We start from the raw sequence: 12,458 nt of genomic DNA, 5'->3' as shown, positions 1-12,458 counted from the left end.
AACCGCCTCGTCGCAACGAAAATGCAGGAATGCCGCCGTGGCGCGCGCCGTCAGGCTGCGGCGCGTGGCGCTGCGCGGCAGCCCGCCGCACCCTCGTTCAGCTTGTGCGGGAGCGGAGAGAGGCGCACAATCGCGGCGCGGAGGGCGCCCGTCACGAGATCGGGAGGATCCCATGGACGACCTGAGCCTCAGCACGCTTGAACCAGGCAAGAAGACCGTCGACGCCGCTGCCCTAGAGGGCCTGGCGGCGCGGCTGCGCGGCGCCACGCTGCGCGAGAGCGATCCATCCTATGACGAGGCGCGCACCATCTGGAACGCCATGATCGACCGGCGGCCGGGACTGATCGTGCGCTGCGCCGGCGCCGCTGACGTCATCGACGCGGTCCGCTTCGCGCGCGACAACGGGCTGCTCGTCTCGGTGCGCGGCGGCGGCCACAACATCGCCGGCAGCGCCGTCTGCGACGGCGGCCTGATGATCGACCTGTCGCCGATGAAGTCGGTGCGCGTCGACGCCGTCGGGCGGCGCGCATGGGTCGAGCCCGGCGTCACGCTTGCCGAACTGGACAGGGAGACGCAGGCCTTCGAGCTGGTGGTGCCGACGGGCATCAACTCGACCACCGGCATCGCCGGGCTGACGCTCGGCGGCGGCTTCGGCTGGATCACGCGAAAGTTCGGGCTGACGATCGACAGCCTCTTGTCGGCGGACGTGGTCACCGCCGACGGCCAGCTGGTGCGGGCGAGCTCCGGCGAGAACCCGGACCTGTTCTGGGCGCTGCGCGGCGGCGGCGGTAATTTCGGCGTCGTCACCGCCTTCGAGTTCAAGCTGCACCCGATGAAGACCGAGGTCCTGTCCGGCCTCGTCGTCCATCCCTTCGCCGACGCTCCGCAGGTCCTGCGCGAATACCGGGCGGCGCTCGAGGAGGCGCCCGACGAGCTCACCTGCTGGACCGTCATGCGGCAGGCGCCGCCCCTGCCGTTCCTGCCGGCCGAATGGCACGGCAAGGAGATCCTGGTGCTGGCCATGTGCTACTGCGGAGACCTCCAGGCGGGAGAGGCGGCGACGCGCCGGCTGCGCTCGATCGGCAAGCCGATCGCCGACGTCGTCGGCCCGAACCCCTTCACCGGCTGGCAGCAGGCCTTCGACCCGCTGCTCACGCCCGGCGCCCGCAACTACTGGAAGAGCCACGATTTCACCGCGCTCACCGACGCGGCCCTCGACGTCGTCGTCGAAGCGGTGCGCAAGCTGCCCGGCCCCGAATGCGAGATATTCGTCGGCCATGTCGGCGGCGCCGCGGGCCGCGTGGCGGCGGAGGCGACCGCCTTCCCGCAGCGCAGCTCGCATTTCGTCATGAACGTCCACGCCCGCTGGCGCGAGCCGGCCATGGACCGCGCCTGCATCGACTGGGCGCGTGGTCTCTATGAGGCCGCAAAGCCCCATTCGGCGGGCACGGCCTATGTCAACTTCATGCCGGAAGACGAGTCCGACCGCGTCGAGGCGGCCTATGGCGGAAACTACCGGCGTCTCGTCGAGATAAAGCGCCGCTACGATCCGAACAACCTGTTCCGCATGAACCAGAACGTACGCCCGAAGGAGGGCCTGCGGGCAGCGTAAAGCCTGCCGTCCCGGTGCTGCGTACTCCGGCTATGTCCAGGGCAAGGCCCGCGTAGCTACCGGCCTAGCCCTTGGGGCTCATGCTGCCGATGAAGGCAGCGTCGCCGTTGCCGCTCACTGCGGCAGCGGCTTGCCGCCCTGCTCCGCAACCACGTACGCGGCGTACCAATCCGGCCAGTTCTCGTCACGCTGGCCGCCTGTCCTCGCCTCGTGCTCGCCGTGCGCGGTGGCCGCTCGTCGGAGCGCGGCGGCAAGCTCGGTCGACGAAGTGAATGTCGTCACGTCAGTGTCCACGCGCCCGGGCAATCGGGCAGTGACTTCCTGGAGCAGCCAGCCGTTGCCGTCCGGATCGCTGAACGAGGCGAACGAGCGGTAGCTGCGACGCTCGGGATCCAGACCGCCGACCCGGACCCGCCCGAACAGATAAGGCTCGTCAGTGCCGTCATACACGCCGCCGGCGTCGTGAAACACCTCGCTGATCTCGACGCCGCGACCAAGCAGTTCGTTGCGCGCGGCCTCGACGTCGGAGACGATCAAGTACAGTCCCTGGGCGGACCCGGGGGCCGCCGCGGTGACGTTCTTGCCGAAGATGACCGAGCATCCCGAGCCAGGCGGCGTGAACTGCATCACGCGGTAGTCGTCACCGGCGACGAATTCGGCGTCGAGCCTCCATCCCAAGTCGCCATAGAAGCGCTTGGCGCGATCGACGTCCGAGACAGGGATGATGACGATCTCGAACTTCATGTCGACCGCCCCGGCCTTCGGGGTCTCGCTCGAAGCCTCGCTGCGTTCCAACGGAGCACTGCTCATGTCAATCTCCTCGGGTTTGAGTGGCTTCAGAATGGCAATCGATGTCCAGGCGTGTGAATGGCGGTTCTCGACCTGGACTTCGATCCACGAGCACCCGAGCATCTCCTTTTGTCGAGAGCGAGGCCGGCCGAGCTTTACCGCGGGAGGATTTCCATCTTCCCGTCCTGTTCGCTCAGCCACTCCCGAACCGCGTTTTCGTTCCCCGCCCCCGCGGAGTCTGCCGCCGCTTGACACCGGCCGGGGATGTCCAGCCTGGCGATGATCCTCTGGAAGACCTCGATTTCGGCAGCCAGCGCTTGAGCCAAGGACCTTCGTCGCTCGGAGACATCGCCTCTCGGGTCCGGATCTGCGCAAAGTAGCTGATGCCGCTGCCTATCAATGTACCGAGCAGGCCCGCGCCAACCGGGATCAGCACCGTCCATTCAAAATCGGCCAGCTTGCTACCTCCAGGCGGTAGGGACACTCAGCTCATATCACATCGCGCCCCGAGGAGGGCCTGCGGGCAGCCTGAACCCTGCCGTCCCGGCCTTCACGGGCCGGGACATTTTTGGAGCGCCGGCCTGGACGACGGAGGGGGAGGAATGCTCCCGCCGTTGCCTGGGCGGAGTAGCGGTGTATTTCCCACATCCTTCAACGGGCAGCAGGCGACGTTAACGCCAAAACCCCAGGCATAGTCCATCTCGCGGATCGCTTGCGCCGAAAGCGGGTGGATCGAAGTCAGCCGTGGTGTGAGTGACCGCGTTGCGCCCTCACCGTTGTCATTCCGCGCGCCAATCGCAGATACCGAAACCAGACCTTCGTTCATCAACGTCGCCGCAGCAAGTACTCGATCGGGGCGCTATCGCGCTGAGGAGCGGCATCCGGTTCAGGGATTTGAGGGCGGCTTCGCCACAAGACTCAAGTTCACGAGGGCTGGCGAGGTGAGTTGGTAGGAACTCGGCGGATAACGCATCGACGACGCGGGCGGGACGCGGTATGCTATCCGAGGGTCTGAGTTTCTTAGTAACGTCCGCGCGCTGTAGTTCCGAAGCGAATTTTGTTCATCTGAAGGGCCACATAAGCAGCAGCTACTGCAAGTCGTTGAGAGAGGGGTCGATGAAACCGGTATTGTTGGGAGCTATCAGTTTTCTTGTCTTGCTGTGTCCGCCCCGCGCCGTCGGCGACAGTTCTCTAAATCCTCGATATTTTGAAGGAGGAGTGAACAACGAGTTCGCTCATTTTTCATTCTGGTCAAGCGTCCTCGACAGAGGTGACGATGGTCTCGAGGCCGAATACGCGGTGTGCAACTACGCTGCGACAGCTCTGAATTTCACCTGGGCAGAGCCAAACATCAGTGTTGGCAAAGGCGGCAAGCTTCCGCGGGAAAAGTGCTTCATCTATAAACGTCCCGCCATCGCCATCGACCACGACCTCAACGCAAGGATGTTGTATACGCAGGCCAAACGGATTCATGCAGCCCCCGCCCATGTACCCGCTTTGCCTCTACCCGTCACCTTACTGCCGGCACGCTTGACGCATCTCGTTCGCATCTTTTATGCACCGACTTCCGCCAGCCCAACCATGGCGGATCTGACATATTCAGAAACTCGTCAAGATGGCGAGGTGCGCTACCAGATCAGCTGGCGTCCGCCGAAGGTTGTCATCGCCGTCTCAAGCACTGTTTTTTCGGGGAGCGATGCGGACCAAGCGAGACAAGCAGCCGTCGCCAGCGGATTGTCGGTGGAACGCGGCAGCCTGCGCGAATATCTGCAAGATTCAGAACTGGATGAATTGGGCGGCGACCGCGCAAACGCTGAAGTGCTCTTCCTTCGTCGCGGAGCCGACGCTGACGCAGAGGCAGTTTTTGACTTTACGGTAAAAGGTGAAACGGGGGGCGTCTCCAATGTCCAATTGACGGTCATCAATACGGAGACGAATGAAATGATCTTTGACGTGCCGATCACGACATATTCTCCATGACCACGAGTCGAGGGGGCAAACGTCAATATGAAACCGCTGCAAGTCATCGGCTGGCTCACAGGCTTTCTGCTGTCGATCGTGTTGTCGGGTCTTACTGCCCCCCAGAACCTGGATCTGCCGTTTTGGTTGGGTGGAACATTTTCGGGAATCGCGGGGTTCGTCCTTGCCGCCATTTTCCGCAAGTGGGCTTCGGCCAGAGTGACAGCGATTGCTCTGATTCTGTTTCTTATCGTCGGATTGGGCTCCGCAGCATATTACATGCAGCTTCTCCACGATGCCCAGAATACCACCCCTTCAAAGGTCACTGAGTGGCTTGAGTTCTTTCTATTCTGCGTTGCTCATTTTGGACTTATCGCAGTGTTGGGCCTTGCCTATCTCTACGGAGCCCCATGGCTATTGCGAAAAATCGGAGGGGGCGGCGGCGAGTAACGCTGGTGCGTCCTTGTCGGCTACGGAACACCTCGACAAAGACAAAGTCGCCACCGTGATCGGTCATCCGACGCGTCGTTTGGGCGACTTTGCTCACTTCACAGACACCATCCGACGACATTGCTGTGGCGGAAGGTGCGCCGGAATACGGCATCGCCCCCACCTGCTTTCTCTTTGGTATACTCGCCGCGACGCGACATGGAGGGATCCCTTTCTGAGGGTGACGAACCTTCGATCGGACAACATCCCAAGGTGCGTGACGCGCTTGTTGGGCTGATCAAATCTTGGAAATATGACGCAGGCAGGTCGTCTATGCCCGCACGTTTCGCGAACACACGCACATAGCCGATGCCTCACCAATTGCCATTACTGGCGACAGGCATCGGCGGCTTTCTACTGAGGTACTCAAAAGTCGCCAGTCCGCAATCGGCCCCAAGTACGACACTTAAAGAGCGCTCCGGCGAGTACACCTCGCTCCCCCAATAGACTCCTCCCCTCCAACCCCGCATACTGCGGCCTGACGTGCCCCCTGATAAAAATCCGGTGCGGCGGAGGGTCCCGCTGCGGCAAGGAGGGTGTCGCATGGCGTGGCTCATCATGCCCACGATCGGGTCGTGCATTTCCACCCCCACGCTGCCGCCGGGGCTCACCGCCGTTCCCATCGAGATCAAGGAGCCGGTTGGCGTCGGGTCCAAGGCGCGCAACAAGGGGGATGACGTGCGGGTCATCCAGGAGGCGCTCAACCGGGTGACGGTGGAGGGCGAGCCCGGCGGGCCGATGCCTTTCTTGAAGGTCGACGGCGTCTGCGGGCCGAAGACCAACGCCGCCATCAGCCGCTTCCAGCAGGTGCAGCTAAAGATCTTCGACGGGCTGGTGGAGCCGAAGCGGAAGACGATCATCCGCCTGAACGAGATCATCAAGCCGGTGGCGCAGGTCGATGTCGACGCCAAGATCAGCGTCGTCCTGCCGATCGCCGCCGCTGCGCTTCAGGCCGCGATCGCCAATGTCGAGGCGGCGATCAGCGGCAATCCCTCCGCCCTCGCGGCGCTCGCCACCGACCGGCTGAACCGCCATTTCAGGATCGACACGCTGCCGGCGGAGCAGGCGTCGCTGGCGCGCGTCGACATGTTCCGCTCCTATCTCAGGTGGCAAACGGTCGTCACCAACCCGGAATCCTTCGGCGAGAAGGTTTTCGACCAGTTCGACTTCGACGGGTCGGACCCGCTGATCGCGCTGACCACCGGCGACGGATTTTTTCATCCGCTGGAGACGAAGGACGGGGCGCGCGTCGACCGCATGCATCTCGGGCTCGGCTTCATGTCGCCTTCGGTGACGCCGGAGTTCGCCGCCTACGTCATGCTTCACGAGGTCACCCATTTCGTGAACCGCTCCGACCGGGTGGACATCGAGGACCACGGGCGGGGCTGGTTCGACGATCCGTTCATCAAGCCGCTGCCGGCGGCCAAGCGGCTGACCAATGCCGACAGCTACGCCACCTTCGCGCTCGAATGCCGGCAGGGCAATCCGAGCAGGCCGCCTTTCGTGAAAAGCTCGCCCGGCGGGCTGGGCGGACGGCGCTGAGGGGGGCGGGGACAAAAAAGGGCAGGCCAAAAAATAATTCGCAGTCGATTCAACGGCTTGTGAAAAAGATGCTCCCGTTTTTCTCCCCACCCTTGTCCTGGCCCGCATAATCCTTCCCGCGCCTGCACCGGGAACGGATGCGCACCGAACATTCGGGCAGGCGTCGATGCCGGGCCGGGTGAACCCGTGTCCGACCCGTCGGCGAAAGGCCAGCGATGGCGTTTCGCATGGCGAACGCCCGAAGCCGTTGGCTGTAGGCGGGGTCGGCGCGATCGGTGGTTCGCCTGGGTGATGAGCCCCCAGGCCCGGGCCCTGACCGCCGTTCGCGACCCGATGGGCCGGACGGGACGTGGTGGGGCAAGACCATCGTGCGGGCGCATGGCGAGCGTCTCAAATAACAAGCATCGACGCTTGCCATGCGTCCGTGTCCCACCCCTGCCGCGAACCGCGCGCCGGGACGATCCCCCATGCAAGAAGGATGGACCATGCAAGACAAGCTGGACCCCGCCGAGGGGCGGGCGAACTACGAGAAGGCGCGGCGCATGCTGGCCGAATCGGGCGCGATCCGGCAGCTCGTCGTGCGGGCGCTGACGGTGGCCGCGGATCTGGACGGCGCCCATCGCGGCTGCAAGCGCCGCCGCTGCCGCCGCGCCGGGCGCTGCATGGCCGCCGACGACGGCGAGGACGCCTGCGTGGCGCCCTTCCGCCCCATCACCATGATGCGGGCCGAGGCGATCGCCGCCTTCCGCGCCCGCGAGCTCATCGCCCTGCTGCCGGGACGGGAAGGCTCGTTCTGAGCGCGAGGCGGCTGGCGCGCGCGCCTTCCTCTCCCCCGTCGATCGGGGGAGAGGTGCTGAGCGAAGCGAAGCGGAGTGGGGGTCGACCAGCCGCCGCCCCTCACTCCACGTCGAGCACGATCTTGCCGATATGCTCGCCCTCTTCCATCCGCTCGTGCGCCCGCCAGGCGTCCTTGAGCGGGAAGATCATGTCCATCACCGGGGCGATGCGGCGCTCGGCGAGCAGCGGCCAGGCGTTTGCCTCCAGCGCGGCGGCGATGGCCGCCTTGATTTCGATCGTGCGCGGTCTGAGCGTCGAGCCGGTATGGGTGAGCCGCTTCACCATCAGCCTGGCGAAATCGGCGCTGGCCACCGCCCCCGCCTGGGTGGCGATCTGCACGATGCGGCCGTCGACCGCGGCGGCCTGGTAGTTGCGGCCGACATAGTCGCCGCCGACCATGTCGAGGATCACCTCGACGCCCTTGCCGCCGGTCTCCTCCTTCACGGCGGCGACGAAATCCTCGGTCCTGTAGTTCACCGCGCGCACCGCGCCGAGCTTTGTGCAGGCCGCGCATTTCTCCGCCGAACCGGCCGTCGCGATCACCTTCGAGCCGAGCACGGTGGCGAGCTGGATGGCGGTGGTGCCGATACCGGAGCTGCCGCCGTGGACAAGCAGCGTCTCCCCGGGTTTTAGCCCGCCGCGCTCGAACACGTTGTGCCACACGGTGAAGAAGGTCTCGGGCAGGGCGGCCGCCTCGGTGAAGGTAAAACCGTGCGGGATGGGCAGCGCCTGCGATTCGTGGACGGCGACATATTCGGCATAGCCGCCGCCCGGTGTCAGCGCGCAGACCTCGGCGCCGATGCGCCAGCGCTGCACGCCTTCGCCCACCGCCGCGACGATGCCCGACACTTCGAGGCCCGGCAGGTCGGAGGCGCCCGGCGGCGGCGGGTAGGCCCCCTTGCGCTGCAGCACGTCCGGCCGGTTGACGCCGGCGGCGCGCACCTTGATCAGGATCTCGCCTTGGCCGGGCTGCGGCAGCGGCCGCTTCTCGACCTTCAGCACGCGCGGTCCGCCTGGTTCAGCGATGGCCACCGCCTTCATGCGCGATGGAAGCGTTTCGGCCATGTCTCGTCCCTTTTTCGGTTTCCGGGTCGTCCCGGCATTTGCGCGAATCTAGCGGACTTATGTATTCTCCCGATCCGATCCTGCAAACCGGAGGCGAGATGATGGCGCTGTTCGACGACGAACCGAAAAAACCCGCCAGGGCGCACGAGATCGGACAGGACCTGGCTCTGCTCTCCGTCGCCGAGCTGCGCGAGCGAATCGGGCTGCTGCAGGGCGAGATCGACCGGCTGGAAGCCGAGCTCGCCGCCAAGGGCGCCAGCAAGTCCGCCGCGGAGGCGCTATTCCGCCGGTAGGTCGGTCGCCGCCGCCGCCGGCGTATCGGCGGGCTTAGGCGTCTCGGCGCCGGTCAGCGCCGGCTTGATGCGCAGGCGCGTGATGCGGTTCTTTTCCCGCTTCAGCACGATGAAGCGCTTGCCGTGGAAGGTGAAGGCCTGCTTCTCCTCGGGGATCGACTGCGTCTCATGGATCACCAGCCCGGCGATCGTCGTCGCCCAGTCGTCCGGCAGGCTCCAGTCGAGGGCGCGGTTGAGGTCGCGGATCGGCACGGCGCCGTCCACCACCACGGATCCGTCGGCCTCCTGCTTGACGCCCTGCATGTCGATGTCGTGCTCGTCGGAGATGTCGCCGACGATCTCCTCGATGATGTCCTCCAGCGTCACCAGTCCTTCCATCTCGCCGTATTCGTCGACGACGATGGCAAAATGCGCCTTGCGGCGCAGGAAGGCGTTGAGCTGATCCTGCAGGGTCGTCGTGTCGGGCACGAACCACGGCTTTGACGCGATCTTGGCGACGTCGATGCGCGAAAAGTCGTTGCCCGCCTCGTTCAGCTCGCGCAGCAGATCCTTGGCGTGCAGAACGCCGACGATGTTGTCGATCGAGCCGCGCCAGAGCGGCATCCTGGTATGTGGGCTCTGCAAGACTTCCCGCAGCAGGGCGTCCGGCGGCATGTCGGCGTTGATCGACCGCATCTTCGTGCGGTGGACCATGACGTCGGAGACTTCCAGCTCGTGCAGGTCGAGCACGCCGCCGACACGGTCGCGGTCCTGCTTCACCACCTGGCCTTCGCGATGCAGCTCGTCGACCGAGCTGCGCAGTTCCTCATGCGCGGTGCGCTGCGGCTCTATCGGCCACAGTTCATATCCGAGGAGTCCCAAGATCTGGGCATGGAAGAGCAGGCCCGCGAAGATGAGGACGACCAGCGCGACTGTCGCTATGGCCCAGGCGTCGATGGTCATCCCGGATGGTTTTCCGAGAGGAAGGACAGCACCTCCGACGCCGGAACGTCCCTGGCGATGAAGGACTGGCCGACGCCGCGCGTCAGGATGAAGGTCAGCGCGCCGCGCGACACCTTCTTGTCTTGTTGGATGAAGCCGAGCAGCGCCTCGGCGTCGGGCAAGCGGCCTGGGATGTCGGCCATGCGCCATGGCAGCCCGACAGCCTTCAGGTGCGCCTCGACGCGCGCCGCGTCGTCGGGGCTCGCCAGGTTCATACGAGCCGAAAAACGATGGGCCAGCGCCATGCCGATGGCGACGCCCTCGCCGTGCACCAGCCGGGTCCCGTCATACTCGGTCGCCGCCTCCAGCGCGTGGCCGAAGGTGTGGCCGAGGTTGAGTAGCGCCCGGTCGCCCGTCTCGAACTCGTCCCGCGCCACGATCTCGGCCTTGGCGCGGCAGGCTTCGGCGATCGCTTCCGTGCGCGCGGGTCCGCCGGAGAACACCTCGCGCCAGCTCTTCTCGAGCCAGGCGAAGAAGTCCGGCCTGTCGATCAGCCCATATTTGGCGACCTCGGCATATCCGGCGCGAAACTCCCGCGCCGGCAGCGTATCGAGCGCGCCGGTATCGGCCAGCACCAGCCGCGGCTGGTGGAAGACGCCGATCAGGTTCTTGCCGCGCGGGCTGTTGATGCCGGTCTTGCCGCCGACGGAGGAATCGACCTGCGCAAGCAGCGACGTCGGTATCTGCACGAAGTTCATGCCACGGCGCACGATGCCGGCGGCGAAGCCGGACAGATCGCCGATCACGCCGCCGCCGAGTGCGATGACCGCGTCGCCGCGCTCGAGCCGCGCGCCGATCACGCCGTCGACGACCTCCTCAAGCGCGTCAAAACACTTCGTCTTCTCGCCCGCCGGTACGACGATCGCGTTGGAGGCGATACCGGCGGCTTTCAGGCTGTCGATCAGTTTCGCCAGGTGGGCGCTCGCCACATTCTCGTCGGTGACGATGGCTGCCCGCACCTTCGGCAGCCGGAGGGCGATCTCCGCGCCCGCCCGCTCGATCAGCCCGGGGCCGATCAATATGTCGTACGAGCGTTCGCCCAGCCCGACGACGACCTTCGTTGCGGCAAGCGTTTCCTTCACGAAGGGATCCTCCTTGGTTTCGCCGGAGCGGAGAGATGCGACAGCAGGCTGTTGATCACCTCCGCCGAAATGACCTCCTTGCGCTCCTCGCGCGTGTTCACGGTCACGTCCGCCGTCGAATAGACGGGATAGCGCGCCGACATCAGGCGCTCCATCACGCCGCGGGGATTGGGATCCTTGAGCAGTGGGCGGTTCTGCTTCTTGGAGACGCGGTCCATCAGCACGTCGAGATCGGCCTTCAGCCATACCGACACGCCCTTCGCCGCGATGACCTCCCGGGTCTGCGGGTTCATGAAGGCGCCGCCGCCGGTCGACAGGATCTGCGGTCCGTGGTCGAGGACGCGCGCAATCACGCGCTGCTCGAGCGAACGGAATTCAGGCTCGCCGTAGCGGTCGAAAAGCTCCGGGATGGTCATCCGCGAGACCGCCTCGATCTCCTGGTCGCTGTCGAGAAAGGGCAGGCCGAGCGTCGCCGCCACCCTGCGGCCGATCGCCGTCTTGCCCGCACCCATCAGTCCGACAAAGACGACCGAACGTCTGCCGAGCCGCGTCAGGATTTCTGCCACCGTCTCTTCGCTGGCCGCCAGCGTTGCCGTCGTCATATCGCCCTCGTTGTTCCGCGTAACGACATGAAAAGACCCTTTGCGTCAAGCCGTTTGCCCGACGCGCCCAAGCGTCTTGCCTCGGCCGGTCCGCCGTCCCATAAGGGCTCACGGCAAGGAGATGCGGGCCTGAATGCCAACCCTTTTCCGGTTCTTCATGATCATTTGCGTCGTTGCGGCGCTGGTCTATGCGGCCATGTACGCGCTGGTGGTCCTGGTGGAGCCCAACCAGGCCGAATTGACGGTTCCCGTCGAGGTGCCCGGCAATGACGGTGTGACCCCATGAGGGCCCAGGTGCGCATCGAGGCCTTCCTGGAGATGATGGCGGCCGAGCGCGGGGCAAGCGACAACACGCTCGCGTCCTACCGGCGTGACCTGGAAGATGCCGCGGAACGGCTGTCCCGCGAAGGCTGCGATCTCGCAACAGCCTACGCCGGCGACCTGCGCGGGTATCTGAATGAAATCGCCACGCAGGGCTTCGCTGCGTCGTCCCAGGCAAGAAAACTGTCGTCGCTGCGCCAGTTCTTCAAGTTTCTCTACGCCGAAGGGCTTCGGGGCGACGATCCTACCGGCACGCTGGACAGTCCCCGCAAGGGCCGCCCGCTGCCGAAGACGATGAGTGAGGACACCGCCGGGCGTCTGCTCGATCGCGCCGCCGCCGAGGCGCTCGACCCTCCGCACGGCGATCCGCTCGCTGCGATCCGCCTTCACGCACTGGTCGAAGCGCTCTATGCGACCGGGCTGCGGGTGACTGAGCTGGTCAGTCTGCCGCTGGGCGTCGCTGCGCGCGACGAGCGCTTCTTCATGGTCCGCGGCAAGGGTGGCAAGGAGCGCATGGTGCCGCTCTCCGAAAAGGCGCGGCAGGCGATGCGGATCTGGCTGGCCGCGCGCAGCGAGACGCCGGCGCTTTGCGAAAGCCCCTGGCTCTTCCCGGCCGCCTCGGAAACCGGCCACCTGCCGCGGCAGGTGTTCGCCCGCGAACTCAAGGGACTCGCCGCCCGCGCCGGCGTGCCTGCGGCCAAGGTGTCGCCGCACGTGCTGCGACACGCCTTCGCCAGCCATTTGCTGCAGAACGGCGCGGACCTGCGCACGGTCCAGCAGCTGCTCGGGCATTCGGACATTTCAACCACCCAGATATACACACACGTGCTGGAAGAACGACTGCTTCAGCTGGTCAATGAGCACCATCCGCTTGCCGATTAGGCAT

The 12,458-nt window shown here is 65.5% G+C and carries 13 protein-coding genes; 8 read left to right on the top strand and 5 right to left on the bottom strand.

All coding sequences use genetic code 11. The features are described from left to right. Positions 1-172 precede the first annotated feature (172 nt). Positions 173-1,612 (top strand): FAD-binding oxidoreductase, encoded by a 1,440-nt coding sequence (locus PD284_RS01820; RefSeq protein WP_274626523.1) that lies wholly within the window; start codon positions 173-175, stop codon positions 1,610-1,612. 114 nt (positions 1,613-1,726) lie between these two features. On the opposite strand, the gene PD284_RS01815 is transcribed toward PD284_RS01820, so the two are convergent. After that, positions 1,727-2,422: a VOC family protein gene (locus PD284_RS01815; RefSeq protein WP_274626522.1), complete on the bottom strand. Its 696-nt coding sequence runs from the start codon at positions 2,420-2,422 to the stop codon at positions 1,727-1,729. 1,095 nt (positions 2,423-3,517) lie between these two features. Between PD284_RS01815 and PD284_RS01810 the strand changes: the two genes are divergently transcribed. The 4 genes from PD284_RS01810 (at position 3,518) to PD284_RS01795 (ending at position 7,188) form a co-directional block, all read left to right on the top strand. Then, positions 3,518-4,381, top strand: coding sequence for a hypothetical protein (locus tag PD284_RS01810; RefSeq protein WP_274626521.1), 864 nt, complete (start codon positions 3,518-3,520; stop codon positions 4,379-4,381). A gap of 27 nt (positions 4,382-4,408) precedes the next feature. Continuing rightward, a complete protein-coding gene (locus PD284_RS01805; protein ID WP_274626520.1) occupies positions 4,409-4,810 on the top strand; it encodes a hypothetical protein in 402 nt (133 codons plus the stop codon). A 582-nt stretch (positions 4,811-5,392) separates the two neighbouring features. Then, complete coding sequence (locus tag PD284_RS01800) at positions 5,393-6,391, top strand: peptidoglycan-binding protein (RefSeq protein ID WP_274626519.1); 999 nt, start codon at positions 5,393-5,395, stop codon at positions 6,389-6,391. A gap of 485 nt (positions 6,392-6,876) precedes the next feature. Beyond that, positions 6,877-7,188 (top strand): hypothetical protein, encoded by a 312-nt coding sequence (locus PD284_RS01795; RefSeq protein ID WP_274626518.1) that lies wholly within the window; start codon positions 6,877-6,879, stop codon positions 7,186-7,188. Between the two features lie 100 nt (positions 7,189-7,288). On the opposite strand, the gene PD284_RS01790 is transcribed toward PD284_RS01795, so the two are convergent. Beyond that, on the bottom strand, positions 7,289-8,293 hold the full coding sequence (locus PD284_RS01790) for an NAD(P)H-quinone oxidoreductase (RefSeq protein WP_274626517.1): 1,005 nt from the start codon (positions 8,291-8,293) through the stop codon (positions 7,289-7,291). 101 nt (positions 8,294-8,394) lie between these two features. On the opposite strand from PD284_RS01790, the gene PD284_RS01785 reads away from it, so the two are divergent. Beyond that, entirely contained in the window at positions 8,395-8,586 is a 192-nt protein-coding gene (locus PD284_RS01785; protein WP_274630515.1) for a DUF1192 domain-containing protein, read from the top strand. On the opposite strand, the gene PD284_RS01780 is transcribed toward PD284_RS01785, so the two are convergent. Genes PD284_RS01780 through PD284_RS01770 form a run of 3 tightly spaced genes read right to left on the bottom strand, consistent with a single transcriptional unit; the run spans position 8,572 to position 11,251 of the window. Next, positions 8,572-9,528: an HlyC/CorC family transporter gene (locus PD284_RS01780; RefSeq protein WP_274626516.1), complete on the bottom strand. Its 957-nt coding sequence runs from the start codon at positions 9,526-9,528 to the stop codon at positions 8,572-8,574. The genes PD284_RS01785 and PD284_RS01780 overlap by 15 nt on opposite strands. After that, the gene (aroB, locus tag PD284_RS01775) at positions 9,525-10,649 is read right to left on the bottom strand and encodes a 3-dehydroquinate synthase (protein WP_274626515.1); all 1,125 of its coding nucleotides are present in this window, start codon (positions 10,647-10,649) and stop codon (positions 9,525-9,527) included. Before aroB ends, PD284_RS01780 begins: the two co-directional genes overlap by 4 nt. Beyond that, positions 10,646-11,251, bottom strand: a complete 606-nt coding sequence (locus PD284_RS01770) for a shikimate kinase (protein WP_274626514.1) — start codon at positions 11,249-11,251, stop codon at positions 10,646-10,648. Before PD284_RS01770 ends, aroB begins: the two co-directional genes overlap by 4 nt. A 133-nt stretch (positions 11,252-11,384) precedes the next feature. Between PD284_RS01770 and PD284_RS01765 the strand changes: the two genes are divergently transcribed. Both PD284_RS01765 and PD284_RS01760 read left to right on the top strand, forming a co-directional pair. Further along, positions 11,385-11,537, top strand: coding sequence for a hypothetical protein (locus PD284_RS01765; protein ID WP_274626513.1), 153 nt, complete (start codon positions 11,385-11,387; stop codon positions 11,535-11,537). Continuing rightward, complete coding sequence (locus tag PD284_RS01760) at positions 11,534-12,454, top strand: site-specific tyrosine recombinase XerD (protein ID WP_274626512.1); 921 nt, start codon at positions 11,534-11,536, stop codon at positions 12,452-12,454. Before PD284_RS01765 ends, PD284_RS01760 begins: the two co-directional genes overlap by 4 nt. Positions 12,455-12,458 lie beyond the last annotated feature (4 nt).

The organism is Mesorhizobium shangrilense, assembly GCF_028826155.1.
GTDB lineage: Bacteria > Pseudomonadota > Alphaproteobacteria > Rhizobiales > Rhizobiaceae > Arvimicrobium > Arvimicrobium flavum.
Note: the sequence above shows the minus strand (reverse complement) of the source record. Positions and strands in the feature narration are given on the sequence as shown.